The sequence below is a fragment of the Streptomyces sp. NPDC029159 genome (genome assembly GCF_055564055.1).
Map to the genome: position 1 here is coordinate 639,014 of NZ_JBVHWT010000001.1, position 25,730 is coordinate 664,743.

Sequence of the window (25,730 nt, forward strand, 5' to 3'; positions counted from 1 at the left end):
GCACGGCCCCGGGCGTGGATGCCGCGGTGCGGACGTGACTCCTCTCCCTTCTGTTTGCCATAGCACATGATTGAGTTGCACTAGCAAAGTTACGTGGTGGGGCACCCGTACGGCGCGAGGGGGACGAGAGCATGGCACGACGGCTCGGACGGTGGCGGGCGGCGCTGACCTGCGGACTGCTGCTGGCGGCGGCCGCGGGACCGGCACCGGCACAGGCCGCCCGTACCGCCGCCCCGGCCGACGGCGGCGGCATGGTGATGGTCCTCGACTCCTCCGGTTCGATGGCGAAGGACGCCGGCTCCGGCACCACCCGGATCGCCGCCGCCCGCAAGGCCGTCGGTGCCGTCGCCGACGCCCTGCCGGACGGCTACCCCACCGGGCTGCGGGTCTACGGCGCCGACAAGACCCGGGGCTGCGACGACACCCGGCTCGTACGGCCGGTCGCCCCGCTGGACCGCACCGGCCTCAAGAAGGCGGTCGCCAGCGTCGAGCCCAAGGGGGACACCCCCATCGGCACATCGCTCCAGGCCGCCGCGGCCGATCTGCGGGCGCACGGCGGGGGTTCCGGTGGCGGCCGGACGATCCTGCTGGTCTCGGACGGTGAGGACAGCTGCCGTACGCCCTCGCCCTGCGCGGTCGCCGCGCAGCTCGGCCGGTCCGCCGGGGATCTGCGGATCGACACCGTCGGCTTCCAGGTCACCGAGCCCGCCCGGCAGCAGCTGGAGTGTGTCGCCAAGGCCGGTAACGGGCGGTACTACGACGCCCCGGACGCCGGTTCGCTCGTCCGTCAGCTCCAGCGGGCCGGACAACTCTCCGCCGACGGCTACCGCCTGAAGGGCGAGCAGGTGCGCGGCGAGCCCGCCCGGGACACCGCGCCGCGGATCACGCCCGGTCAGTACACCGACACCATCGGCCCGAACGAGAAGCGGTACTACGCCGTCGATCTGGACGGCTCCGCCACCGCCGACTTCTCGGCGACCGTGGCTCCGAAGCCCGGCGCCGCCGTCGACACCTCCGATGCGCTGCACACCGAGATCGCGTACGGCGCCGACGGCGTCTGCGATTCCGCCACGGAGCGGTTCGGCCAGCGGGAGGGCGCCACCCCGCTCGCCTCCGGGCTCAGCCGGGTGCCGTCGGAGAGCGGCTACCGCAGCTGCGACAAGGCCGGGCGGTACTGGTTCGCGGTCGAACGCAAGGCGGCGCCGGGCTCGGACGCCGCGCGGTGGCCGCTGGAGCTGACGTTTCACGTGGAACATCCGCTGAAGAAGGGCGTCACGCCCGCGCAGTCGGCACCGGAGTACGGCGCCGGCGGCAAGGACGCGACGCTGCCCACGAGCGCCCCGCAGGACGTCCGCGGCGGCACCGGCTTCAACGACGCCCGGACGCTGAAGCCGGGCGTCTGGCGCGACCGGCTGCTGCCCGCACAGACCCTCTGGTACAAGGTGCCGGTCGGCTGGGGCCAGCAGCTCCGCTACGACGTGCAGTTCGCCAACGAGCCGACGGTCAACGACCGCGGCGTCCACTACTCCTACGCCGCCACCCAGGTCTACACACCGGACCGGGTGCCGGTGGGCAGCGGCACCGGCGAGTTCACCCCGCGCAAGCTGTACGCCGGGAAGCCGACGTCGCTGCAGATGGGGACGGTGCCGGTGGCCTGGAGCAACCGCTACGAGTCCGGCACCCATGTCGTCCCGGTGCACCGCGCGGGCAATTTCTACCTCGCGGTGACCCTGGGCGCCGGGGCGGCCGAGATCGCCCGGAACCCGGAGATCGGGGTGGTGCTGCGGGTCGCCGTACCGGGCACCGCGAAGTCCGGCCCGGGGGCGGGCGCGGGCCGCGCCACCCACACCGCGTCCGGCGACTCCGTGCCCGCGGACGGCAACGCCGGTGCATCCGGTGGCGGGTGGAAGCCGGGCCCGGTGGTGGCCGGATGCTCCCTCGGCGTGGGCGTCCTGCTGCTGGCCTGGCTCGCGGCGGCCTACCTCCGCGCGCGCCGCCCCGTGGCGGGCGGCGCCGGGCCGGTGGACCCGCGGACCTCGGGGCAGCCGTTGCCGCCGGCGGTTCCGGGGCAGGAGCAGCAGGCGCAGGAACACCAGGGGAACGCGGTGCAGGGGGAGCCATGGTGACGGGGTGTGCGGTACGGAGGGTGCTGCGCGACAGCACGGTGGCGTTGGCGGCGCTCTCGGCGGTGGCCTGGGCGCCGGGCGCGGTGGGCACGGCGTCCGCCGCCGACGGCACCGCGGACCTCACGAAGGTGCCCCGCTACACCACGGCGCCGGACGCCACCCCGGTCAAGGGCCGGGCCAGTGCGGCCGACGCCCCGGAGATCGGCAAGGGGACGTACACCGACTCCATCGAGCGGGGGGAGCAGAAGTACTACACCGTCCCCCTCGACGCCCGGTCCACCGCGTACTTCTCCGTGGTCGCCGCCCCGCCGCCGGGCACCAAGGTCGAGGACCACACCGACCGGCTCAAGATCAGCGTCCAGGACGTCGACGGCACCATCTGCGACCGCGAGGCCGATCCGGCGTTCCGCGGGGACGGCATGGCCTACCCCATCGCCGACTACGCGACCCGCGGCGTCGACGGCGACAGCGCGCAGTGCAAGAACGCCGGGGCGTACTACCTCGTCGTCACCCGGGAGGGCTCGGCGACCTCCGGGCCGCAGGCGTGGCCCATCGAGATCACCCACCTCTCCGAGCCGGGCCTCAAGAGCGCCGCCCCGACCACGCCCGCCGAGAGCAGCCGCCCGTCCGCCACGCCCCCGCCGCCCGCCTCCGGCGCCAAACGCACGGTCCGTGGCGGCTCCGGTTTCCACAGCGCGGGCACCGTGGGCGCGGGCCTGTGGAAGGACCGCATCCGGCCCGGCGAGTCCCGTTTCTACCGGGTGCCGGTCGACTGGGGCCAGCGCCTCAACCTCAGCGCGGAGCTGCCCAACGCGGCCACCGGCACCGCCGAGGGCATCTCCAAGGCGCTCGGAGTCACCGCGTACAACCCGGCGCGCGGCGTGATCGACGACGACACCTTCGTCTTCTACGACGGACGGCCCGCCGCCTCCAAGCTCTTCACCGCTCCCGTGGCGTACGGCAACCGCTTCGCCGTCTCCGACGACATCCGCGCGATGCGGGTGGCCGGCTGGTACTACCTGGAGGTCACCCTCCACCCCGACGCCGCACGGTACTTCCCGCAGGGCGCGGACCTCACGCTGCGGGTGGACGTCCGCGGCGCGGCACGGCCCGGGCCGGGGTACGCCGGGCCCGCCGGGGACTTCTCGGTGACGCCCGGCGACGAGGGGACGGCCGGGGAGCAGACGGGCGGCGGGAACCTGCGGACGCTGGGCTACGCCGGGATCGCCACCGGCGCGGTGCTGCTGGCGGTCCTCGGGGGCTGGACGCTGCTGGCCCGCCGGACGGCCACCGCCACTGCTGCCGTCGGCCCCGCGCTGTCGCCGCAGGCGCACGCCGCGGAGCCCACCCGCTCCGGCCCGCGCGCCCCGGGCACCCCGCCCGGCCGGCCGGAGCGCCGCTAGCGGGGCGTTTCCCGGCGCCCCCTGACGGTCAGGAGGTGGTGAGCGCCCAGATGCCGAAGGCGATGCAGAGCAGCGCGACGACGAACACCGGGACCGCCACCTTCGCCGGCGGCCCGGCGCGCCGCGCCGCCGCGGGCGCGGTCCGCTCCGGGACGCCGGACGGCACCGGCGGCGCCGCGGCGGGCGGCTGCGGCGAGGTGTAGGGTCGGGTCGCCGGCGGCTGCTGCCAGGAGCCCGCGGTCGGCCGGTACGTGCCCGAGGGCGGCGTGCCCGGCGGTACCGCGGGGGCCGGGACGTGCGGGGCGGCCGACGGGACCGGCGGGGTGGCGGGCGGCTGCGGGAGCGGCTGGGGCAGCGACTGTCCGGGCGGGGCGAGGACGAAGCTTCCGGTGTCGGACGGGGAGAGCGGTGCGCCGCCGCCCGGCGCCCCGGCCGCGCCGCCGTCGCGCGGTGCGGTGAGTGGCCCGTCCGGCCCGAACCCCTCGGGCAGCGGACCTATGTGGTCGAAGACCTCGACCGCCTCGTCGTCGAGCCCCGCCTCGGGCAGCAGCTCCACGGCGGCCAGCAGCGCCTTCCGGGCGCCGGTGGCGGTACGGAACCGGGAGTCCGGGTCGGGGTGCAGCAGCGTCGCCAGCACCTGCCACAGCGGCTCCGGGACGCCCTCGGGCGCGTGCGGGACGCCGTGGTCGGTGAAGTGCCGCACCAGGGCCTCGGCGTCCGGTTTGGTGCCGGTGATCAGATACAGCGCGACCAGGCCGACGGCGAACAGGTCGGCGGGGAAGTCCGGTTCGGCGCCGAGCATCTGCTCGGGCGCGAAGTACCCGGGCGTGCCCACCACGTAGTTGGTCTCGGTGAGCCGCGGCTCACCCTTGCGCATGGCGATGCCGAAGTCGGAGAGGCGCAGATGCGGACGGCCGGTGCCGGTCGCCTCCAGCAGGATGTTCGCCGGTTTGATGTCGCGGTGCACCACGCCCTCGTCGTGCACCGCGGTCAGCCCGGCGAGCAGTTGGTCGAGCAGGGTGCAGACGTACCGCGGGGGCAGCGGGCCGTAGTCGCCGATGAGGTGGGCGAGCGAGCCGCCGTGCACCAGATCCATGGTGAACAGGACCTTGGCGTCGTCGGCGGCCCAGCTCGCCGGGGCGAGGACGTGCGGATGGTCGATCCGCAGCGCCTGTTCGCGGACGAACCGCAGCAGGGTGTGCGCATCGCTCTGCTGGAGCACCTTGGCGGCGACATAGCGGCGCCGCCGGTGGTCCCAGGCGCGCCAGACGGCGCCCACACCCCCGCGCCCGACCGGGTCGACCAGCTCGTACCGCCCGGCGAAGATCTCACCCATGGTGCCCCGTCGCTTTCTGACCTGTGCGTACCCCGCGGTGACCGGCCCGCTGTACGGCTAGCTCTGGTGCGCCTCGTAGTGCGCGACCGCGTCCCCGGTGCGGCCGGCACCGTAGACCCGGAGGAACTCTGCCAGCTCCGGGTGGGTGGCGGCGAGGGCGTTCGCCGCCTCGATGATCTCTCCCGCGTCCGAAACCGACCGGAGCAGCGACTGGATCTCGCGCACCACGCGCCGCACGGTGGTCGAACCGGTCGACGAGACGGTCTGCGCGGTGTTGCTCAGCACCGAACCCCCCGCGGTCTTCTTGATCTCGTCCATCCGGTCGGTGGCCTCGGCGGCGCTGACGCTGCCGTCGGCGACCTGACCGGCCAACTCCTGGAGCGCCTGGACCCGCTGGACCACGGCGGGGTTGCCTATCTTCGCCCGCTGACCACTCATCAGCTGCGACAACATCGGCGCCGACAGACCGAGCACCCCCGCGAGGCGGGCCTGGTTGAGCCCGAGATCGTCGATGAGGCGGCGGAAGAGGGCACCGAGCGGTTCCCCGTACCAATTCCGCTGCAGCTCCCGGGCCCGCGCGGTGGCTTCCTGCTGTGCTGCGTCCATGCCGTCTCCCCATCTCCCCGGTCGCGCTTCGCTGCCGCGAATCTTGCGAAGCATCCTACGGAGAGCGACGGTCCCGGGCGATACCCGGTCGGGAAAGCGCCCCCGCACCAGGTACCCTGGTCGGCGACGGGGCCTTAGCTCAGTTGGTAGAGCGCTGTCTTTGCATGGCAGATGTCAGGGGTTCGACTCCCCTAGGCTCCACATAGGAAACGCCCTCTGACCTGCGGAAACGCGGGGTCGGGGGGCGTTTTTGTGTGCGTGCGGTGGGCGCGGGGGCGGCGATGGCCGGGAGGCGGCCGAGCGCAGAGACCCGAGTCGATGACCCGGGCCTCTTGCCGGAGCGGGCAGCGGCGGTCAGGGCGTAGCCGTCAGGGCGCACGGGATCTGGAGGCTTGCGGCCACCTGGACCTGGAGGCGGCTCTCCGTCGCGAGGGAGCGGACGGCGTCACCAGGCCGCGGTGCAGCGGTGCTCAACAAGCGGTGCTCGACAGCGGCCGTGCACCGCATCCCGCCGTCTGATCCCCACCATTCCCCATGGTTTCTGTACTTTGGTCCACGCCTTATGGCCGCCTCTTCCATGGGCGGCGACCTTCTCGAACCCTTCACAGGAGGAACCGAGTTGAGCGAGCAGGCAGTGACGGAAGTACGTGAGAGCTTCGATGCCGGGGCCGAGTTCGACCGGCAGCTGGCGAATCTGATCGCACAGGGGTACCCGGAGCTGGCCGGGCAGGACGTGGACGGGTTCCGGGCGCTGGTGGCGTCGTTGAGGGAGAGCGCCGTGGCCGTGGCGCCCGAGGGGCGTGGGCCGGAGGGCGGCCGGGTGCCGTTCGTGCTGGTCGTACCGCGTGCGCTGGTGCCCGTCGAGGAGGCGATGGCCCGCACCGCGCTGCTCGGCGGCCGCGAACCCGGCTTCGTCGACGGCTCCTTCGAGCCCGGTGCGCTGGAGCGGTTCGTCTCGATCGGGCGGACCGGCGCCCCCGAGTCGGCCGTCTATCTGTTGTGCGACGTCGAGCGGGGCGAGGAGTTCTGCGGTGCCGTGCCCCGCGACGCCCTGGGGACCATCGAGGGGCGCGGCCGTACGCCGCTCACCGTCGAGGAGGGCGTCGCGCTCCTGACCCAGTACCCGCAGGTGCTGGTCAAGAACAAGTGCTTCTCCCTCGGCGGCTCGCGCTCCGGTGACCGCCGGGTGCCCGCGCTGTGGATCAGCCGACGGGCGCCGAAGCTGGGTTGGTGCTGGGAGGGCAACCCGCACACCTGGCTCGGCATGGCCTCCGCGGGCGCCCGCCGCACGGCCGGGTGACCGCGGAGGCGGCCGGTGGACGCGCCCGTCCCGGGCCGCCCCGCCGCTGCTCGGCCCTCTGCCTCCTCCGGCCTGCTCGGTGCCCGTACGAGAGGGCTGTGGCGGTGGGGCTGTTTCACGTGAAACCGGCGCGGTCGGGCTGGGACGGTGGTCGTTTCACGTGAAACGTCGGCGGTCTTGAGGGGTGAGGGCGCGTTGTTTCCCGTGAAACAACGCGGTGCCCTGGGCGTGCGCGTACCGCCTGTACGCATCGGTGCCCGCCACCTACCGGGGTGGCGGGCACCGATGGGTGTGCGGGGCCGGGGCGGCCGACCCGAGGCGTCGGGCCGGGTACGGCTCCTGGCGGAGAAGCCGAGCCGTCGCGTCAGGCCGACGCCCCGCGCAGGCCGGGTTCCGCGTCAGGCCGACGCTCCGCCCGGGCCGTCGCCGTGCTCCTTGTCCTCGTCCTGGCCGTCGGTCCGCGCCGTGGACCCGCTGCCGTCGACGGAGCTGAGCCGGCCGCGTTCGTTCACCTCGGTGGGGGCGGGCGGCTCCACCAGCCAGTCCGGGTTGGCCTGCTTGTCCCACCACTTCCAGGCGGCGACGGCGCCCCCGGCCAGCAGCCCCACCACCAGCAGCCGCTTGGCGGCCTTCCCGGCCCGGGCCCGGCAGCGGTTCTTCCGCGCCAGCTTCTCGATCTCGGCGGCGGTCACCTCGCCGCGCAGTGCCGCGAGCGCCGCGGTGCCACGGGCGAACGCCTCGTCGCGGACGGGTTCGGCGGCCGCGCGGGCGGAGTGCACGGCGCTCTCCACCCGGGGTGCGGCGTAGTCCGCGGCCTGCCGTGCCGCACAGCGGGTGCGATGGGCGGCACGGCACGCCGCCGCGTCCACCTTCGGCGGCAGCGCGCCACGGGCGTGCTCGATACGCGGCACCAGATGGGTGTCGTAGCGGGCGCGGGCCTGCTGCGCGGCATCCGACACCATGGGGGCCACCCGGGTGCGGGCCTGCTGCGCGGCCTCCGCCATCATCGGCGCCACACGCGTCCGCGCCTCCTGGGCGAACTGCACCGCGGTGTCCCTGGCCGTACCGGCGTACGGAGCCACCACCTCAGCGGCGTGCCGCACGCTGTCCCTGGCCGAACCGGTCGCGGCGCGCACGCTGTCCTTGCGGGTCACTGGATCCTCCTCCTCGGTGGCGTGTCCGGGTCCGTGGGGGCTGCTCCCCCAGCTCTGCTGTCTCGCCTGTCCACCCAGTTGACGATCATGCCTGCTCGTCCGCCGCACGGCATGTACGCGCGGGCATCCGGGTCATGGCGGGTGCGTCGGCGACGAGGCCGGGTGCGTGCCCGCCGTCGGGGCCGTCCGCGCCGGGGCGGGGCGCGGCACGGGCCGCGCCTCGCGGCGGTCCGTGCGAGGATCGGAGCCCGATCAGCGAAGACTCATGGAAGGCAGATCCGTGGCTGAGCAGCTCTACGCCACCCTGAAGACCAACCAGGGCGACATCACCCTTCGGCTGCTGCCGAACCACGCCCCCAAGACGGTGAAGAACTTCGTCCAGCTCGCCGCGGGCGAGCGGGAGTGGACCAACCCGGCGACCGGCCAGAAGTCCACGGACAAGCTCTACGACGGCACCGTCTTCCACCGCGTGATCAGCGGCTTCATGATCCAGGGCGGCGACCCGCTCGGCAACGGCACCGGCGGCCCGGGGTACGAGTTCGCCGACGAGTTCCACCCCGACCTGGCCTTCACCAAGCCGTACCTGCTCGCCATGGCCAACGCCGGTCCGGGCACCAACGGCTCGCAGTTCTTCATCACCGTCGCGCCGACCGCCTGGCTGACCGGCAAGCACACCATCTTCGGTGAGGTCGCCGACGAGGCGGGCAAGAAGGTCGTGGACGCGATCGCCGCCACCCAGACCAACCCGCGCACCGACCGCCCGGTGCAGGACATCGTCATCGAGTCGGTCGTCATCGAGAACCGCGAGAGCTGACCCGGGCGCCGTCGCGCCCGCCGTCCCCGGGAACCTTGCGCCCCGTCCGGTCGTAGACCAGGCGGGGCGCCCCACGTGCTGGCCCGGTGGTGGGCGGGTGTGTTGTGATGACGCGTCCAGCCGCAGAGAGGACGACCGAGCGATGGACCAGGTGCCAGGCACCCCGCAGGAGCCGCAGGGCGCGGGCGGCGCGAGCGGCCTGCCGGGCTGCTACCGCCATCCCGACCGTGCGACGGGCGTCACCTGCACCCGCTGCGAGCGGCCGATCTGCCCCGAGTGCATGGTCAGCGCCTCGGTCGGCTTCCAGTGCCCGGAGTGCGTACGCACCGGCAGCGGCACGGGCCACTCGGCGCACGCCACCACCCCGCGCACCCTCGCGGGCGGCGCCGTCGCCTCCGACCCCAAGCTGGTCACCAAGATCCTGCTGGGCCTCAACGTCGCCGTCTTCATCGCGGTCTACGCCTCCAGCGGTCTCGTCGGACGCCTCGACCTGATCGGCCTGGCCTTCGACCCGCAGCACTACCAGCTCGTCGGGGTCGCCGAGGGCCAGTGGTACCGCTTGATCACCGCGGTCTTCCTGCACCAGGAGATCCCGCACATCGCGTTCAACATGCTGTCCCTGTGGTGGCTGGGCCCGCCCCTGGAAGCCGCGCTCGGCCGGCTGCGCTACACCGCGCTCTATCTGCTCGCCGGGCTGGGCGGCAGCGCGCTGTCGTATCTGCTCGCCGCGCAGAACCAGCCCTCGCTCGGCGCCTCCGGCGCGATCTTCGGTCTGCTGGGCGCCACCGCGGTGCTGCTGCGGCGGCTGAACTACGACATGAAGCCCGTGCTGATCCTGCTGGGCCTCAACCTCGTCTTCACCTTCCTGTGGCCGAATATCGCCTGGCAGGCGCATGTCGGCGGCCTGGTGGTGGGCGCGGCGGTGGCGTACGGCATGGTCCATGCGCCGCGTGAGCGCCGGACACTGGTGCACACCCTGACGTGTGTCGCCGCGCTGTTGGTGATCATCGCCGTGGTCGTGCTGCGGACGTTCCAGCTGACCGGCTGAGGGCCGACGCGGGCCTGGGGGTAACGGCTCTCCGCGGGCCCGTTCCACGGTGTTGTCCACAGTGCGTGGCGGATCTTGTGCACGCTGTGGGGAACGCCCGTCCCGGATCGTACGAACCTGCGTTTCCCCAGTACGTAAGGGGGAAGCAGCTCACCGGGACGGGCGTGGCCGGTCACACCGGCGTCAATGTCCCGAGAGGTTATCCACAGATCTTCTGAAGTTTTCCCCGGCTGTGGATAACTGTGTGGATGGCCTTGGGCAGGGCTTGCGTCACTTCCACTGCGTGGAGACGCCGAAGCCCACCGCGATGAAGCCGAATCCGCACACGATGTTCCAGTCGCCCATCGCCTTGACCGGCAGATCGGCCTCGGAGACGTAGTACAGCACGATCCAGGCGAGCCCGATCAGGAACATCGCCAGCATCACCGGGGCGACCCAGCCACGGCCGGAATTCATCTTCAGGCTGGTGGTCTTCGCCGGCGGCGGCGTGAAGTCGTCCTTCTTGCGGATCCGTGACTTCGGCACGAGGAACTCTCCTGTCGATGCGCTGCTCTTCCGCTCTCGACTCCTCTTGAGCGGGAGGTGCCCCCGTCCGCGCGGGCGTACGGGCGGGAGCCGGACGGATGCGCCGGGGAGCGGTTCGACGCCCCGGGGCGTCCGTTAGCGTAGTGCTTCCGCGGCGTCGTAAGGAGCAAGGGTACGTTGAGCACTTCAGCTGACTCCTCCGGCCGCCCGGCCCGCTCGCGGCTGCGACCCGTACGCCTGCTCACACTCGCCGTCTTCGCGCTCGCGGGCCTGATGTTCTGGCTCAGCTTCGACACCGCGCGCGGCACCGATCTGCGCTCCGACGACTCCATGCTCCGCCTTTCCGACCTCATCCAGCAACGGAGCCAGAAGAACGGCGCCCACGACGAACGCAACGCGACGCTCCGCGCGGACGTCGAGGCCCTCGCCCGGCGCGACAACGGCACCTCCCGCGCGGAGGAGACCAAGCTCAGGGCGCTGGAGGAGCGGGCGGGCACGGAGAAGCTGAAGGGCGAGGGCCTCTCGGTCACCCTCACCGACGCCCCGCCGAACGCCACCGCCAAGATCCCCGGCGTCCCCGAACCGCAGCCCAACGACCTCGTCATCCACCAGCAGGACCTCCAGGCCGTGGTGAACGCGCTGTGGCGGGGCGGCGCCAAGGGCATCGAGGTCATGGACCAGCGGCTGATCTCCACCAGCGCGGTGCGCTGCGTCGGCAACACCCTCATCCTCCAGGGCCGCGTCTACTCCCCGCCCTACAAGATCACCGCCGTCGGTGACCGGGACGCCCTCAACCGCGCGCTGACCGAGGCACCCGCGATCCAGAACTACCTCCAGTACGTCAACGCCTACGGGCTCGGCTGGAAAGTCGACCCGCGCGAGGCGGTGACTCTCCCCGGCTACTCCGGCACAGTGGAGCTCCACTACGCACAGCCGGTGCAGCCGTAGGGGTGTCCCCCGCCCGCGCGCCGGTGACGGCGACGGGAAGGGGCGCGGCCGGTGACGGTGCGGTGGATCGTCCGGACTCTCAGCGAGCTGTGCGTCACGACCGGCACGCTCATCGTGCTCTTCGTCTGCTACCTCCTCTTCTGGACCGGCGTGCGCGCCGACAACGCCATGGACCAGGAGATCGGCCGCCTCCAGGAACGCTGGTCGGCCGCCGCGCCAGCGGCAGGCGCGGCGCGCCCCGGTCCGTCCACCGCCCCGGCGCCGTCCGGCAGCCCCCGCCCGTACGGGAGCGGCGCGGCGTTCGCCGTCATGTACATCCCCCGCCTCGGCGCCGACTGGTCCAAGCCGGTCCTCGAAGGCACCGGCACCGGCGTGCTGCGGCGCGGCCTCGGGCACTACGCGGCCACCGCGCACCTCGGTGCGGTGGGCAACTTCGCCGTCGCGGGGCACCGGCGCACGTACGGCGATCCGTTCAAGGACTTCCCGCTGCTGCGGCCCGGCGACGCGGTGGTGGTCTCCGACGGCACCACCTGGTTCACCTACCGCATCGACCGGCGGCCCTACCGGACGCTGCCCGACGACATCGGCGTGATCGACCCCGTGCCCCGCGCCTCCGGCTACCGCGGACCCGGCCGCTATCTGACCCTGACCACCTGCGAGCCGGAGTGGGGACACAGTCACCGGCTCATCACCTGGGCACATCTGGACGCGACGCAGCCGGTGGCGGCCGGAAGGCCCCCGGCTTTGTCCGGCTGACCCACCCGGGCCCCTCCTCGCCCCGTAGTCTGGTGGGGCAATCGACACCGTCATCGGCGAGTAGGGACAGCATGTACGGCTGGATCTGGCGGCATTTGCCGGGCAACACATGGGTGAAGGCGCTGATTTCCCTGGTGCTGGTGCTGGCGGTCGTCTTCGTGCTTTTCCAGTACGTCTTTCCGTGGGCGGAGCCGCTGCTCCCCTTCAATGACGTCACGGTCGATCAAGGGATGGCAGCCGTCCGATGAGTGCCCGCATTCTCGTCGTCGACAACTACGACAGCTTCGTCTTCAACCTCGTGCAGTACCTCTACCAACTCGGTGCCGAGTGCGAGGTGCTGCGCAACGACGAGGTCACCCCCGCCCATGCGCAGGACGGCTTCGACGGGGTGCTGCTGTCACCCGGCCCGGGCGCGCCGGAAGAGGCCGGGGTCTGCATCGACATGGTCCGGCACTGCGCGGAGACCGGCGTCCCGGTCTTCGGCGTCTGCCTGGGCATGCAGTCCATGGCGGTCGCCTACGGCGGCGTGGTCGGCCGCGCCCCCGAGCTGCTGCACGGCAAGACCTCGCTGGTCTCGCACGCGGGCGACGGCGTCTTCAGCGGTCTGCCCTCGCCGTTCACGGCCACCCGCTACCACTCGCTCGCCGTCCAGGAGGGCACGGTGCCGGACGAGTTGACCGTCACCGCCTGGACCGACAACGGCATCGCGATGGGGCTGCGCCACCGTGAACTGCCCGTGGAGGGCGTCCAGTTCCACCCCGAGTCGGTGCTCACCGAGTGGGGCCACCGGATGCTCGCCAACTGGCTCGTCGCCTGCGGTGACGCGGGAGCGGTGGAGCGCTCGACGGGGCTCGCCCCGGTGGTCGGCAAGGCCGGCGCGTGACCGCCACACGCCCCGAGCGTGACGGCACCCCCCACGATCCGTACGGCGGGGACGCGGCGTTCGAGGCGGCGGTGGGACAGCTCAACGACCCGTTGATGGACCCGCTGCCGAGCCCGGGCGGCGGTGCGGACACCGCACCCGGCGAGGAGCCGGGGCCCACCGGCCCGGCAGCCACCGGCGCCCCCACGCCCGGCAGCCCCGGCACCCGGCTCACCGGCTCACCGGCGCCCGGCCACGCCTCCCCGTGGTTCCGCCCCCGCCCGGCGGCGGAGGAGACACCGGCGGAGGCCGTACCACCCGCCCCCGCCACCGGATTCGGGCCCGAGACGCCCGTGGGCCGCCACACCGCCGAGGGCCCGGACCAGGTCCCGGCGTTCGGCCCCGCGGTCGCCCGCCCCCAGACCCGGAGACCGCCCGCTCCCGCCGTACCGTCCCCCAACGCCGGACCGGTGGCCGACGACGAGACCATGGCGCTGCGCCAGGCGGAACGGGCGGGGGCTCCGGGCGGCGGCACCTTCGACGGTGACGCCGTTTCACGTGAAACAGCGTCGGACACGGCCTCGGTTTCACGTGAAACCGAGGGGGACTCCCCCGAGGACGTTTCACGTGAAACAGCGGACGCCCCGGCCCCCGGCGGACGCGCCGCCCGCCGAAAGGCGGCCCAGCAGGCGGCGAAGCGCGGCGGTCGTCGCGGCAGGCGCGGCGGCGCGGCCACCGGCGCCCCGCCGACGCCGCCGCCCGCACCCACCTCCCGGCTGGAGGCCCGCCGCGCCGCCCGCGCCGCGAAGGAGAGCCTGAGCCTCATCGCCAGCCGCGCCATCGGCGAAGTGTTCATCACGCTCGGCGTGGTCATGCTGCTGTTCGTCACCTACCAGCTGTGGTGGACCAACGTCCTCGCCCAGCAGGAGGCGGGCGGCGCCGCCAACACCCTCCAGCACCAGTGGCAGGAGGGCGGCGGCGAGAAGAAGTCGCTGGTCCCGGGCGAGCGCTTCGCCATCATGTACATCCCGAAGCTGGACGTGAAGGCGCCGATCGCCGAGGGCATCGACAAGCACTCGGTGCTGGACCGGGGCATGGTCGGGCACTACGACAAGAGCAGCGGGATCAACACGGCGATGCCCTGGGACAAGAAGGGCAACTTCGCGGTGGCCGCCCACCGCAACACCCACGGCGAGCCGTTCCGCTACATCAACAAGCTCAACCCGGGCGACAAGATCGTCGTGGAGACGCAGAGTACGTACTACACGTACGAGATGGAGAGCATCCTCCCGCAGACCAGCCCGCAAAATGTCAGCGTCATCCAGCCGGTGCCACAGGGGTCCGGTTTCAAGACGCCGGGCCGCTACCTCACCCTCACGACCTGCACCCCGGAATTCACCAGTACCTACCGGATGATCGTCTGGGGCAAGATGGTCGCGGCGCAGCCGCGGAGCAAGGGCGAACCGGATGCGCTCACCGGCTGACCGAAGGTAAGAGGGGTACTACGCGGTGACTGCCACGGGCCATGACGAGGACATCGAACGGTCCGCGCCGCCGAACCGACCACGCCGGATGCGCCGCTCCATCGCCGCCGTGATCAGCGTGATCGGCGAACTGCTGATCACCGCCGGGCTGATCCTCGGCCTGTTCGTCGTGTACTCGCTGTGGTGGACGAACGTTCTCGCCGACCGCGCCGCCGACAAACAGGGCGACGAGGTGCGCCGCCACTGGGCCGCCCCCTCGCCGAAGGGGCCGGGGAAGCTGGACACCAAGGACGGCATCGGCTTCCTGCACGTTCCGGCGATGAAGAACGGCGAGGTGCTGGTCAAGAAGGGCACCGGCTCCGAGATCCTCAACGAGGGCGTGGCCGGCTACTACACCAAGCCGATCGCGTCCGGGCTGCCGCAGGACAAGAAGGGCAACTTCACCCTCGCCGCCCACCGGGACGGCCACGGTGCGAAGTTCCACAACATCGACAAGCTCCACGAGGGCGACCCGATTGTCTTCGAGACCAAGGACACCTGGTACGTCTACAAGGTCTACGCGGTGCTCGACCAGACCTCGAAGTACAACGTCGACGTCCTCGACCGGATCCCCAAGGAGTCCGGGAAGGACAAGGCCGGCCGCTACATCACGCTGACGACCTGCACCCCGGTCTACACCTCGAACTACCGCTACATCGTCTGGGGCGAGCTGGAGCGCACCGAGAAGGTCGACGCGGACCGCACCCCGCCGGAGGAACTGCGCTGACCGCGCGGCCCCCGCAAGCCGGCGGACGGCCCCACCGCACATGACATGAGCCCCGGCCCCTTCACAAGGGGCCGGGGCTCATGTGTGCCGCTGGTGGGATCAGCCGAACGGCCAGCCGCCGCCGTCCCCGTGGTCACCGCCGCCACCGCCGATGGTGGTCAGCGTCACCGTCGTGGAGGCGGGGTCGGACGGGGTGTCGCCCGTGGGGTCCTGCTGCATGACGTGGGCGTTGTCGTCCTGGTTGCTGCCGTCCGCGAACTGGATGTTGGTGAACCCGGCGTCCTGGAGCGCCTTCTTCGCGTCCTTCACCTTCTGGCCGACGACATTGGGCACCGGCTTCTGCGCCGCCGCCTTGCCGACGGTCAGCGTGACCGTGGTGTTGACGTCGACCTCGCTCTGGCCCGCCGGATCCATGGCGGTGACCTTGCCGACCTGCGCCGGGTCGGACACCTCCTGCTCCTGCTTGGTGACCTGGAGCTGGAGGTCCTTCAGCTGCTTCTCCGCCGAGGCGAAGTCGTTGCCGAGGACGTCGGGGACCTTCACCTTCGGGTTGGCCTTGGCGACCGTCAGCGTGATCGTGGCGCTCTTCGGCTTGCTGGCGCCCGGCTTCGGGTCCTGGTCGAGGACGGTGCCCGGGTCCTGGTCGGCGACCTTCTGCGTGACCTCGACGTTCTCGAAGCCCTTGGCCTTCAGCTCGGACCGGGCCTCGCTCTCGCTGAAGCCGCGGACGTTGGGGACCTGCACCTGCTTGGGGCCGGTGCACATCGTGACGTTGATCGTGCCGCCCTCGTCGATGGCGGCGCCTTCCGCCGGTTCCTGCTTGGTGATCTGGCCCTTGTCGACGTTCTCGCAGGCCTCGCTGCCGCTCTTGGAGATCTTCAGATCGCCGTTGTTCCGGGCGGAATCCTTCGCCTGCGCCAGCGTTTCGCCGACGACGTTGGGCGCCGTCACCCCGTTGCCGGTCTTGCCGCCGCTGAACATCGCCTTACCGATGAAGATCGCACCGACCAGGACGAGGACACCGGCGACTGCCAGCAGGATCGTCGAGGTGTGGCTCTTCTTCGGCGGACCGGAGGCACCGGCGCGACGGCCCGAGGGCCGCTCGTCGTAGCCGTAGCCACCGTCGTCGGGGTTCATCGGCGGCAGCATCGCGGTCTGCGCGCCCGGGTCCTGCGGCCGCAGCATCGTCGTGGGCTGGTCCTGGTCGAAACCGCCCGCACCCATCGCCGAGGCCGCCGCGACCGGCTGGCCGTCCAGCGCCGCCTCGATGTCGGCGCGCATCTCGTCGGCCGACTGATAGCGGTAGTCCGGATCCTTGGTCAGCGCCTTGAGGACGATGGCGTCCATCTCCGGCGTGATCTCGGGATCGAAGGTGCTGGGCTTCTGCGGCTCTTCGCGCACATGCTGGTACGCCACGGCGACCGGCGAGTCACCGATGAACGGCGGCCGGACGGTGAGCAGCTCGTAGAGCAGACAGCCGGTGGAGTAGAGGTCGGAGCGGGCGTCGACCTGCTCGCCCTTGGCCTGCTCGGGGGAGAGGTACTGCGCCGTGCCGATGACCGCGGCGGTCTGCGTCATGGTCATCCCGGCGTCGCCCATCGCACGGGCGATGCCGAAGTCCATGACCTTGACCTGGCCGGTGCGGTTGAGCATGACGTTGGCGGGCTTGATGTCACGGTGGACGATGCCGGCGCGGTGCGAGTACTCCAGCGCCTGGAGCACCCCGATGGTCATCTCCAGGGACCGCTCGGGCAGCAGCTTCCGCCCGGAGTGCAGCAGCTCCCGCAGCGTGGAACCGTCGACGTACTCCATGACGATGTACGGGATCGAGACGCCGTCGACGTAGTCCTCGCCGGTGTCGTAGACCGCGACGATGGACGGGTGGTTCAGCGAGGCGGCCGACTGGGCCTCACGGCGGAACCGGGCCTGGAAGGACGGGTCACGGGCGAGGTCCACCCGCAGCGTCTTCACCGCCACGGTGCGGCCCAGGCGGCTGTCGTGGGCGAGGTACACCTCGGCCATGCCACCGCGACCGAGCACCGAGCCCAGCTCGTACCGGCCGCCGAGGCGACGCGGCTCATCCATAAGCTTCTCCAGCCCTCTCCGTCAGTCCCGACCGCACCCGTGTGTGGTCCGGCGGTGTGCTGTCCGGGCATACGGTACCCGGCGCGTTGCACCGGGCCGGGCCGTAACAGCAACCTGATATCTGACCGGTACGGCCCTGCCCAGGAGTCACTTCTTGTCGCTGAGCACCGCTTCCATCACGCTCTTCGCGATCGGGGCGGCGAGCTTGCCACCCGCGATGTCACCGCGAAGTGTGTCGGAACCCTCAATGACGACGGCGACGGCGACCGGGGTGCCCTTGTCGGTCTTCGCGTAGGAGATGAACCACGCGTACGGGTTCTCGCTGTTGCCCTCACCGTGCTGCGCGGTACCGGTCTTGCCACCGACCGTCACGCCCGGGATCTGCGCGGAGGTACCCGTACCGTTCTTGACGACGGTCTCCATCATGTCCTGGAGCTTCTGGGCGTTCTCCGGCTTGAGCGGCTGGCTCATCTCCTTCGGCGTGTGCTGCTCCACGACGTTGAGGTTGGGCGCGACCAGCTTGTCGACCATGTACGGCTCCATCAGCTTGCCGCCGTTGGCGATCGCCGCGGTGACCATGGCCATCTGCATCGGGGTGGCGCGGTTCGACGCCTGGCCGATGCCCGCCTGGGCGTTCTGCGGGCGGTTGTCCTCCGGGTAGATGCTCTCGGCGAGACGGACCGGGGTGTCGACCTTCGGGTTGTTGAACCCGAACTTCTCCGCCTCGGACATCATCTTCTTGTTGCCGAGGTCGGCGCTGATCTTGCCGAAGACGGTGTTGCACGACCACCGCAGCGCCTCGCGGAGGCTGGCGTCCTTGCAGGGGATGTTGCCCTCGTTCGGCAGCGGGACGTGGTTGGTGTCCGGCAGGTAATACGGCAGCGGCGACCGCGTCGGGGCGTCGATGTCGGTGTAGAGACCGTTCTCCAGCGCCGCCGCCGCGGTGACGACCTTGAAGGTGGAGCCGGGCGGGTACGTCTGGCGCAGCGCGCGGTTGAGCGTCGGGTCGTCCGGGTTGTTCTTCTTCAGCAGCGCGTTGTAGTTCTCGGAGTCCTTGTCGGTCATCCCGGCGAAGACGGACGGGTCGTACGAAGGCGCCGTGGCCAGCGCGAGGATCGCGCCGGTCTCCGGGTTGAGCGCGGCGACCGCGCCCTTCTTGTTACCCAGTCCCTCGAAGGCGGCCTTCTGGGCCTTGGCGTTGAGGGTGGTGACGACGTCACCGCCCTCCTGCTTGCGGCCGGTCAGCATGTCGACGGTGCGGCTGAAGAAGAGCCGGTCGTCGGTGCCGGTGAGGATCTTGTCGTACAGATTCTCCAGCTGGTTGGCGCCGAACGCCTGCGAGGCGTGCCCCGTGACCGGGGCCCACATCTTGCCGTCCTTGTACGTCCGCTTGTACTTGAAGTCGCCGACGCCGGTCGTCGTGGAACCGGTGACCGGCTTGTCGCCGACGATGATGTCGCCGCGCGGCTTGCTGTACCGCTCGATGGCGACACGGCGGTTGTTGTCGTCGTTCTTCAACTCGTCGGCCTGGACGAACTGCACCCAGTTGACGCGGACGAGCAGGGCGAGGACGAGCAGGCCGCAGAAGATCGCGACCCGGCGCAGGGGCTTGTTCACGGGCGGACCACCTGGGTCATCTCGGCGTCGGTGGAGGGGGCGGGGGCCGGGGCGGGCCGCCGGGCGGTGTCGCTGATCCGCAGCAGGATCCCGACCAGCGCCCAGTTGGCGATGACGGACGAACCACCCTGGGCGAGGAACGGCATCGTCATACCGGTCAGCGGGATCAGGCCCGTCACACCGCCGGCGACGACGAAGACCTGGAGCGCGAAGGCGCCGGACAGGCCGATGGCCAGCAGCTTGCCGAACGGGTCGCGGGCCGCGAGCGCCGTGCGGATGCCCCGCTCGATGAGCAGGCCGTACAGCAGCAGGACGGCCATCAGACCGGCCAGCCCGGTCTCCTCGCCGACGGTGGCGAGGATGTAGTCGCTCTTCGGTGCGATGCCGCCGATCAGCCGGGAGTAGCCCTGGCCGAGACCGGAGCCGAGGATGCCGCCGGAGCCGAAGGAGTACATCGACTGCGCGGTCTCGGTGACACCGCCGTCCAGCTTCTCCAGCGGGTTGAGCCAGTTGTGCACACGGACCTGCACATGGGACTCGAAGGTGGCCACCGCGACGGCGCCACCGGCGCTCAGCAGCAGACCGAAGACGATCCAGCTGGTGCGCTCGGTCGCGACGTACAGCATGATCACGAAGAGACCGAAGAAGAGCAGCGAGGTACCCAGGTCGGTCTCGAAGACCAGGATCATCAGGCTCAGCGCCCAGATGACGAGGATCGGGCCGAGGTCCCGGCCACGCGGCAGGTACAGCCCCATGAACCGGCGGCTGGCCAGCGCCAGCGCATCCCGCTTCACCATCAGGTACCCGGCGAAGAACACCGCGATGACGATCTTCGCGAACTCACCGGGCTGCAGCGAACCGATGCCCGGCAGCGTGATCCAGATGCGCGCGCCGTAGCGGGCGGGGAAGAAGATCGGCGCGATCAGCAGCACCAGCGCGACCACCATCGAGATGTAGGTGTAGCGCTGCAGGACGCGGTGGTCCTTGAGCAGGATCAGCACGCCGAGGAAGAGGGCGACACCCAGCGTCGACCACATCAGCTGGCCGGGCGCCATCGGGCCGCCCAGCTTCGGGGTGGTGATCGCCGGCTCCTGGTCGAGCCGCCAGATGAAGACCAGCCCGAGACCGTTGAGGAGGGTGGCGATCGGCAGCATCAGCGGGTCGGCGTACGGCGCCCACTTACGGACGACGAGGTGCGCGACGCCCGCCAGCAGCGCCAGCCCGAGGGCGTAGCCGAAGACCCCGGCGGGGATCGTCTGTTCCTTGGCGAGCCCGACGTTGATGTACGCGAAGACCGGGATGATCACCGCGAAGACGAGCAGCGCCAGCTCGGTGTTGCGGCGGCTCGGGGCTCCGATGGTGCCGATCGTGGTGGTGTTGGTGGTACTGCTCATGACGTGTACGGCCCCCTACGCCCTCACTGCTGGGTGCTGCAATTCTTTTCCAGCTTCAACTGCTCCTCGGAGGGGGCCTGGCTGGTGATGTCGGCCGGGGGAGTCGACGGGGACACGAGCGCACCGGGGGTGCCGGACGTCGCGGTCCGGTCGCCGGGGGCCGTGGGAGTGCCGGGAGCAACGGGCTGGTGACCGGTCGTGCCGTCGGTCTTGCCGTGCTCCTGCTGCGCCTTCTCCCGGTCCTTCTTGGCCTTGGCCGCGGCGCGTTCGGCGGCCTCCCGCTGCTGCTTGCTCAGACAGGCGTGCGCCTGCTTGCCCAGCTCGGTGACCTTGAGGGTCGCCTCGTCGCGGCTGTCGGCCGGGATCGTCTCCTTGACCTGGTTCCGCTGGTACAGCGGTAGGTACTTGAGTTCGATCTCGGGGTGGTCCTGATCGACCTTGTTCAGTGTGATCCACGCGAGGTCCTGGTTCAGGCCCCGGTAGAGCGCGACGTGGTTGTCCTTGACGCCGACGAAGTACTGGGTCTGTGTCCAGCGGTAGCCCGCGTAGAGCCCGCCGCCGACGACGGCCAGGGCGAGCGCGGAGAAGAGCGACCGCTTGATCCAGGTGCCGCGGCGCCGCGGCTTGACGAAGTCCTCGTCGGCGAAGGCGCCGAACGAGCCCGGCACCTCGCCGTCGGCGTCGTCCCCGCTGCCGGGCGGGCCGAAGGCGCCGCCGGGGGCCTGCGGCGGGACGTCCCGGCCGCGGCCCAGTTCGGCGGCGCGGGCGGCCGGGGTCTGCAGGGTGCTCGGGTCGCTGAGCTGGTGCTGGTTCTCGGCGACCGCGCCGACGATGACCGGGGTGTCGTTGAGCTGCCCGGCCAGCGCCTCGTTGCCGTCGACGTCGAGGACGTCGGCGACGATGCAGGTGATGTTGTCGGGACCGCCGCCGCGCAGCGCGAGCTGGATCAGCTCCTGGACCGTCTCGTGCGGACCGTGGTAGCTGGCGAGCGTCTCCTCCAGCGTCTGGTGGCTGACGACACCGGAGAGACCGTCGGAGCAGATCAGATAGCGGTCACCGGCGCGGACCTCGCGGATCGACAGATCCGGCTCCACGCGGTCGCCGCTGCCCAGGGCCCGCATCAGCAGCGAGCGCTGCGGATGCGTGGTGGCCTCCTCCTCGGTGATCCGGCCCTCGTCGACGAGGCGCTGCACCCAGGTGTGGTCCTGCGTGATCTGGGTGAGCTGGCCGTCGCGCAGCAGATAGGCGCGGGAGTCGCCGACGTGCACCAGGCCCAGCCGCTGGCCCGTCCACAGCAGCGCGGTCAGAGTGGTGCCCATGCCGTCGAGCTGCGGGTCCTCCTCGACCATGACGCGCAGCTGGTCGTTGGCGCGCTGCACGGCGGTGCCGAGGGAGGTGAGGATGTCGGAGCCGGGGACGTCGTCGTCGAGCTGGACGAGGGTGGAGATCACCTCGGACGAGGCGACCTCGCCCGCGGCCTGACCGCCCATGCCGTCGGCGATGGCGAGCAGCCGCGGTCCGGCGTAACCCGAGTCCTCGTTGCCCTCCCGGATCATGCCCTTGTGCGATCCGGCGGCGAAGCGCAGGGAAAGACTCATGCGCACCTCACCTGTCGGCTCGGGGTACAGCCGGTCTCGTCGAGCCACACTGCCCACCCTCCGGTCGGGAGCACGCTCGGGGCCGTCGAGTGGACCGCCGCGGCTCGCTCGCTCCGCTCGCTCATAAGTCGTACTACTTCCGCAGCTCGATGACGGTCTTGCCGATGCGGATCGGGGCCCCCAGCGGGATCGGGGTCGGCGTCGTCAGGCGGTTCCGGTCCAGGTACGTGCCGTTGGTGGAACCGAGGTCCTCGACGATCCACTGGCCGTCACGGTCCGGGTAGATCCTGGCATGCCGGCTGGACGCGTAGTCGTCGTCGAGGACGATCGTCGAATCGTGCGCCCGGCCCAGCGAGATGGTCTGGCCCTGGAGGGCGACGGTGGTCCCCTGCAGCGTGCCTTCGGAGACGACCAGCTTGGTGGGCGCGCCCCGGCGCTGCCGGTTGTTGCCGCGCCCGCCGTCCTGGCGGCGCTGCTGCGGCGGCGCGGCCTGCTGCCGCTGGCCGCGCGCCTCCTGACCGCCCCTACGGGCGGCGCCGCGCTGTGTGACGCGCGTGCCGAACAGATCGCTGCGGATGACCTGGACGGCCACGATGACGAACAGCCACAGTACGGCGAGGAAACCCAACCGCATGACCGTGAGGGTCAGCTCTGACATTGCCCCCGCTTCACCCTTCGGCTTGCCGGTAAACGATGGTGGTACTGCCCACGACGATCCGCGAGCCGTCGCGGAGACTAGCGCGGGTGGTGTGCTGCCCGTCCACCACGATCCCGTTCGTGGAGCCCAGGTCCTGGACCATGGGGGGCGTGCCGACGCGGATCTCGCAGTGCCGCCGGGAAACCCCGGGGTCGTCGATCCGGACGTCGGCGTCGGTGCTGCGGCCCAGTACGAGCGAGTTGCGCGAAATCTGGTGACGCGTGCCGTTGATCTCGATCCAGCGCCGGGTCTGCGCCTGCGGCTGCGGACCGGCGCCGGGCGGTGCCGTACGGGGCGGGGCGCCGGGCGGCGGGGACGAGGGCATGGGGGGCGGGCCCACATGACCGCCGCCGTTGTAACCGCCCCGGGATGCCGACGAGCCGCGCCCGGCGGGCGCCTGCCCTCCCGGCGGTTCCTGGGACGTGCTGGAGGCGAGGGTGCGGCTGCGCACCCGGTAGAGGCCGGTGTCGAGATCGTCGGCCTTCTCCAGGTGCACCTTGATGTCGCCCATGAAGGTGTAGCGCTGCTGCTTGGCGTAGTCGCGGACCATTCCGGACAGTTCGTCACCGAGCTGTCCGCTGTACGGGCTGAGCCGCTCGTAGTCGGGTGTGCTCAGCTCGACGATGAAGTCGTTGGGGACGACTGTGCGATCGCGGTTCCAGATGGTGGCGTTGTTGTCGCATTCGCGCTGCAGCGCGCCGGCGATCTCAACGGGCTGCACCTCGGACTTGAACACCTTGGCGAAGGTGCCGTTGACGAGACCTTCGAGACGCTGCTCGAAGCGCTTCAGTACTCCCACGGGGCACCTCCTTCCTCAGTCTTCGACAGGGTCGTCCTGATACTGCTTACCGATCGTATCCACGCGCCGGGAAATCAGCTGGTTCCCCTTTCCCGCCCGGAGTGACGAGTGTCCCCCCTCACAGGGTTGCCTGTTGGGGCGTTGTGCCGTGCCCGCCGTCCGTGCACTGCGATGGTAGAGGTGCCCCGCCGACAGTGTCCCGCAACTGTTCACCTCGCTCCGTGCGGGGCCGGGTCCCGACGCCGGGTGGCCGGGACCGAGGGGGTGTGGTCTGCGACGGAGCGCTGCGGGGGCCGTCGGGCGGTCGGGGACCGGGGCTGCGGCCCGCCGTCGGCCGCCGGTGCGCGGTCCGGGCCGGGGGCCGGGAAAGGGCAGGTGAAACCACCCGCCGCGCCGTGCTAATGTTCTGCATGTCGCAAGGCGCTCCCCCGGAACGGGAAAGAAAAACCCGGATCGCGCGGGAGAATCCAAACGGCAACACCCATGCGCGGGTGGCGGAATAGGCAGACGCGCTGGATTCAGGTTCCAGTGCCCGAAAGGGCGTGGGGGTTCAACTCCCCCCTCGCGCACAGATGAGACCCCTGGTCTCCGGAGAAATCCGGAGACCAGGGGTTTTTCGTTGTGCTTCTCACATCTTCCGTCCCGGGCGCGGGAGATCGCCTCCGTACGGGACTTCGGGCCCCGTTCCGGCCCCGGGGTGACGCGGTGTGGCCGGCCGCCCCCGGGGCGTACGGAAGGGGGATGTCAGGCGGCGACGCGGGTCGCGGCCTCGCGGCCCTTCGTGGCGGCCTCGGTGAGGGCCTTCTCGCGGGACGCCTCGTAGAGCGGGATCAGGTCGCTCATCGCGAGGTTGGTGGGGGCCATGGTCAGCTCGGGCACGACGAAGGTGACCTCCAGGCCGAAGCCGTCGCCGAGGACGGTCTCCAGGTAGTTCTGCACGAAGTCGGAGCCCTCGCGGGGGGTGCCCGGGGCGTACGAGCCGCCGCGGCTGGCGACGACGGTGACGGGGGTGCCCTTGGCGGAGGGCTCGGCGCCGCCCGTGCGGCCCATGAGAAGCGTCTGGTCGATCCACGCCTTGAGCGTCGAGGGGATCGTGAAGTTGTACATCGGGGCGCCTATGACGATGGCGTCGGCCTGCTCCAGCTCCTCGGCGAGGCGGGTGCGGAGGGCGAAGGCGGCCTGCTGCTCCGGGGTGTGGGTGGCCGGGTCGGAGAAGCCGGCCGCGGCGGCGGTGCCGTCGAGGTGGGGCAGCGGGTCGGCGGCGAGGTCGCGGTAGATGACGGTGCCCTCGGGGTGCTCCGCCTCCCAGGCCGTGCGGAAGGCGGCGGTCACGGTGCGGGACGCGGAGCCGTCCTCGGGGAAGACGGAGGAGTCGAGGTGGAGGAGTGTGGCCATGGTGATCGGTCCTTCGGTCGTGGCCGGACGCGGCAGGGGTAAATGGTTGAACTTTGTACGTGACTATTCATAACACAGGTACTTACTTTTCCGCAGTACCCAACGGGAAGGCGGTAGGCTGGAGCCATGGCGGACCACGGCGAGACGGCGTGCAGGCAGGTCGACGGCGGAATGACGCGCGTCTTCGAGCTGTTCGGGAAGCGCTGGACCGGTCTGATCGTGGCCACGCTGATGCCCGGACCGGTGCACTTCGCCGATCTGCGGCGGGCGATCCCCGGTATCAGCGAGCGGATGCTCTCCGACCGGCTCGCGGAGCTGACCGCGGCCGGTCTGGTGGTGCGCGAGGTGGCCGCCGGGCCGCCGCTGCGCGTGGCCTACCGGCTGAGCGAGGCCGGGCTCGCCATGGAGCCCGCGCTCAAGGAGCTGGCGCGGTGGGCCGAGACGTATCTCGGCGAGGGCGGGCGGTGCCCGGAGCGCTTCCGTAAGTAGCCGCCGGAAACGCCCCGCGGGCGGCCGCGGTGCGTCAGCCCTTCAGTTCCTGCGCGGCGTTGTAGCGCAGCAGATAGGACGCGAAGCGGTCGAGATCGGCCTCGTCCCAGTCGGCGAGCCGCTCGTGGAACGCCTGGCGGCGGCTGGTCATGGCGTTCGACAGCACCGCGGCCCCCGCCGGTGTGGGATGCAGCACCTGTACGCGGTGGTCCTCCGGGTCCACCCGGCGCTCCACGAACCCCAGCTTCTCCAGCGCGGCGATCTGCCGGCTGACGGTTGACTTGTCCAGGAGGTAGTGCGCCGCAAGGTCCGTCGCCCGACATCCCTGCTGGTCATCGAGGTGCGCCAGCAAGGTGTACGAGACCAGGGACAGCTCGGGATGGATGCGGGCGGCGGTGGCGCGGGCGCGCCGGGCGAAGGCGGTGAGCTGCCGCTGGATGATCTCGACGGACGCGTCGCGCTGGGTCATGGATTGCCTTTCGAGAATGTAGTTGTATAGTGCAACGTGAATCAAGTTGCATAAGCCAA

The 25,730-nt window shown here is 71.2% G+C and carries 24 protein-coding genes and 2 tRNA genes; 14 read left to right on the forward strand and 12 right to left on the reverse strand.

The window, feature by feature from the left end; all coding sequences use genetic code 11:
• Positions 1-131: 131 nt before the first annotated feature.
• The gene (locus ACZ4U4_RS02880) at positions 132-2,126 is read left to right on the forward strand and encodes a vWA domain-containing protein (protein ID WP_467868596.1); all 1,995 of its coding nucleotides are present in this window, start codon (positions 132-134) and stop codon (positions 2,124-2,126) included.
• Entirely contained in the window at positions 2,120-3,529 is a 1,410-nt protein-coding gene (locus ACZ4U4_RS02885) for a hypothetical protein (RefSeq protein ID WP_467868598.1), read from the forward strand. Before ACZ4U4_RS02880 ends, ACZ4U4_RS02885 begins: the two co-directional genes overlap by 7 nt.
• A gap of 28 nt (positions 3,530-3,557) precedes the next feature.
• Here ACZ4U4_RS02885 and ACZ4U4_RS02890 read toward each other — a convergent pair whose 3' ends face one another.
• Positions 3,558-4,865 (reverse strand): serine/threonine-protein kinase, encoded by a 1,308-nt coding sequence (locus ACZ4U4_RS02890; protein ID WP_467868599.1) that lies wholly within the window; start codon positions 4,863-4,865, stop codon positions 3,558-3,560.
• Positions 4,866-4,922: 57 nt separating this feature from the next.
• Positions 4,923-5,471, reverse strand: a complete 549-nt coding sequence (locus ACZ4U4_RS02895; RefSeq protein ID WP_030285698.1) for a helix-turn-helix domain-containing protein — start codon at positions 5,469-5,471, stop codon at positions 4,923-4,925.
• 128 nt (positions 5,472-5,599) lie between these two features.
• Between ACZ4U4_RS02895 and ACZ4U4_RS02900 the strand changes: the two genes are divergently transcribed.
• Positions 5,600-5,672 (forward strand) — tRNA-Ala (locus ACZ4U4_RS02900).
• A 418-nt stretch (positions 5,673-6,090) separates the two neighbouring features.
• Positions 6,091-6,771, forward strand: a complete 681-nt coding sequence (locus tag ACZ4U4_RS02905; RefSeq protein ID WP_467868601.1) for a DUF5701 family protein — start codon at positions 6,091-6,093, stop codon at positions 6,769-6,771.
• 398 nt (positions 6,772-7,169) lie between these two features.
• On the opposite strand, the gene ACZ4U4_RS02910 is transcribed toward ACZ4U4_RS02905, so the two are convergent.
• On the reverse strand, positions 7,170-7,925 hold the full coding sequence (locus ACZ4U4_RS02910; protein ID WP_467868603.1) for a DUF5324 family protein: 756 nt from the start codon (positions 7,923-7,925) through the stop codon (positions 7,170-7,172).
• 280 nt (positions 7,926-8,205) lie between these two features.
• Here ACZ4U4_RS02910 and ACZ4U4_RS02915 point away from each other — a divergent pair, with 280 nt between their 5' ends.
• Together ACZ4U4_RS02915 and ACZ4U4_RS02920 are read left to right on the forward strand one after the other, a co-directional pair.
• Positions 8,206-8,739, forward strand: coding sequence for a peptidylprolyl isomerase (locus ACZ4U4_RS02915; RefSeq protein ID WP_467868605.1), 534 nt, complete (start codon positions 8,206-8,208; stop codon positions 8,737-8,739).
• A 142-nt stretch (positions 8,740-8,881) separates the two neighbouring features.
• The gene (locus ACZ4U4_RS02920; protein WP_467868607.1) at positions 8,882-9,787 is read left to right on the forward strand and encodes a rhomboid family intramembrane serine protease; all 906 of its coding nucleotides are present in this window, start codon (positions 8,882-8,884) and stop codon (positions 9,785-9,787) included.
• A gap of 270 nt (positions 9,788-10,057) precedes the next feature.
• On the opposite strand, the gene crgA is transcribed toward ACZ4U4_RS02920, so the two are convergent.
• Positions 10,058-10,312 carry a cell division protein CrgA gene (gene crgA / locus ACZ4U4_RS02925; RefSeq protein ID WP_030285707.1) on the reverse strand — a complete coding sequence of 85 codons (255 nt, stop codon included), beginning with the start codon at positions 10,310-10,312 and terminating at the stop codon, positions 10,058-10,060.
• Positions 10,313-10,489: 177 nt separating this feature from the next.
• On the opposite strand from crgA, the gene ACZ4U4_RS02930 reads away from it, so the two are divergent.
• The 6 genes from ACZ4U4_RS02930 to ACZ4U4_RS02955 all read left to right on the forward strand — a co-directional run bounded on the left by ACZ4U4_RS02930 (position 10,490) and on the right by ACZ4U4_RS02955 (position 15,128).
• Positions 10,490-11,260 (forward strand): DUF881 domain-containing protein, encoded by a 771-nt coding sequence (locus tag ACZ4U4_RS02930; RefSeq protein WP_467868609.1) that lies wholly within the window; start codon positions 10,490-10,492, stop codon positions 11,258-11,260.
• 51 nt (positions 11,261-11,311) lie between these two features.
• Entirely contained in the window at positions 11,312-12,016 is a 705-nt protein-coding gene (locus tag ACZ4U4_RS02935; RefSeq protein WP_467868611.1) for a class E sortase, read from the forward strand.
• Positions 12,017-12,087: 71 nt separating this feature from the next.
• A complete protein-coding gene (locus ACZ4U4_RS02940; protein WP_033266980.1) occupies positions 12,088-12,264 on the forward strand; it encodes a hypothetical protein in 177 nt (58 codons plus the stop codon).
• The gene (locus ACZ4U4_RS02945) at positions 12,261-12,899 is read left to right on the forward strand and encodes an aminodeoxychorismate/anthranilate synthase component II (RefSeq protein ID WP_467868613.1); all 639 of its coding nucleotides are present in this window, start codon (positions 12,261-12,263) and stop codon (positions 12,897-12,899) included. Before ACZ4U4_RS02940 ends, ACZ4U4_RS02945 begins: the two co-directional genes overlap by 4 nt.
• Positions 12,896-14,362: a class E sortase gene (locus ACZ4U4_RS02950; protein ID WP_467868614.1), complete on the forward strand. Its 1,467-nt coding sequence runs from the start codon at positions 12,896-12,898 to the stop codon at positions 14,360-14,362. The genes ACZ4U4_RS02945 and ACZ4U4_RS02950 overlap by 4 nt, the downstream gene beginning before the upstream one ends.
• Positions 14,363-14,387: 25 nt before the next feature.
• Positions 14,388-15,128, forward strand: coding sequence for a class E sortase (locus ACZ4U4_RS02955; protein ID WP_467868616.1), 741 nt, complete (start codon positions 14,388-14,390; stop codon positions 15,126-15,128).
• Positions 15,129-15,227: 99 nt separating this feature from the next.
• Here ACZ4U4_RS02955 and pknB read toward each other — a convergent pair whose 3' ends face one another.
• The 6 genes from pknB to ACZ4U4_RS02985 all read right to left on the reverse strand — a co-directional run bounded on the left by pknB (position 15,228) and on the right by ACZ4U4_RS02985 (position 23,318).
• A complete protein-coding gene (gene pknB, locus ACZ4U4_RS02960) occupies positions 15,228-17,213 on the reverse strand; it encodes a Stk1 family PASTA domain-containing Ser/Thr kinase (protein ID WP_467868617.1) in 1,986 nt (661 codons plus the stop codon).
• Positions 17,214-17,360: 147 nt separating this feature from the next.
• A complete protein-coding gene (locus ACZ4U4_RS02965) occupies positions 17,361-18,830 on the reverse strand; it encodes a peptidoglycan D,D-transpeptidase FtsI family protein (RefSeq protein ID WP_467868619.1) in 1,470 nt (489 codons plus the stop codon).
• Entirely contained in the window at positions 18,827-20,224 is a 1,398-nt protein-coding gene (locus ACZ4U4_RS02970; RefSeq protein WP_467868621.1) for an FtsW/RodA/SpoVE family cell cycle protein, read from the reverse strand. The genes ACZ4U4_RS02965 and ACZ4U4_RS02970 overlap by 4 nt, the downstream gene beginning before the upstream one ends.
• Before the next feature lie 23 nt (positions 20,225-20,247).
• Positions 20,248-21,822, reverse strand: a complete 1,575-nt coding sequence (locus ACZ4U4_RS02975; RefSeq protein WP_467868623.1) for a Stp1/IreP family PP2C-type Ser/Thr phosphatase — start codon at positions 21,820-21,822, stop codon at positions 20,248-20,250.
• Positions 21,823-21,955: 133 nt separating this feature from the next.
• Positions 21,956-22,480 (reverse strand): FHA domain-containing protein FhaB/FipA, encoded by a 525-nt coding sequence (locus ACZ4U4_RS02980; RefSeq protein ID WP_467868625.1) that lies wholly within the window; start codon positions 22,478-22,480, stop codon positions 21,956-21,958.
• A gap of 10 nt (positions 22,481-22,490) precedes the next feature.
• A complete protein-coding gene (locus tag ACZ4U4_RS02985; RefSeq protein WP_467868627.1) occupies positions 22,491-23,318 on the reverse strand; it encodes an FhaA domain-containing protein in 828 nt (275 codons plus the stop codon).
• A gap of 485 nt (positions 23,319-23,803) precedes the next feature.
• On the opposite strand from ACZ4U4_RS02985, the gene ACZ4U4_RS02990 reads away from it, so the two are divergent.
• A tRNA-Leu gene (locus ACZ4U4_RS02990) sits at positions 23,804-23,887 on the forward strand.
• A 175-nt stretch (positions 23,888-24,062) separates the two neighbouring features.
• Here the strand turns inward: ACZ4U4_RS02990 and ACZ4U4_RS02995 are convergent.
• Positions 24,063-24,713, reverse strand: coding sequence for an FMN-dependent NADH-azoreductase (locus ACZ4U4_RS02995; protein WP_467868628.1), 651 nt, complete (start codon positions 24,711-24,713; stop codon positions 24,063-24,065).
• 126 nt (positions 24,714-24,839) lie between these two features.
• On the opposite strand from ACZ4U4_RS02995, the gene ACZ4U4_RS03000 reads away from it, so the two are divergent.
• Positions 24,840-25,202: a winged helix-turn-helix transcriptional regulator gene (locus tag ACZ4U4_RS03000; protein ID WP_467868630.1), complete on the forward strand. Its 363-nt coding sequence runs from the start codon at positions 24,840-24,842 to the stop codon at positions 25,200-25,202.
• Between the two features lie 34 nt (positions 25,203-25,236).
• Here the strand turns inward: ACZ4U4_RS03000 and ACZ4U4_RS03005 are convergent, their stop codons facing one another.
• Positions 25,237-25,671, reverse strand: a complete 435-nt coding sequence (locus tag ACZ4U4_RS03005; RefSeq protein ID WP_467868632.1) for a MarR family winged helix-turn-helix transcriptional regulator — start codon at positions 25,669-25,671, stop codon at positions 25,237-25,239.
• Between the last annotated feature and the right edge of the window lie 59 nt (positions 25,672-25,730).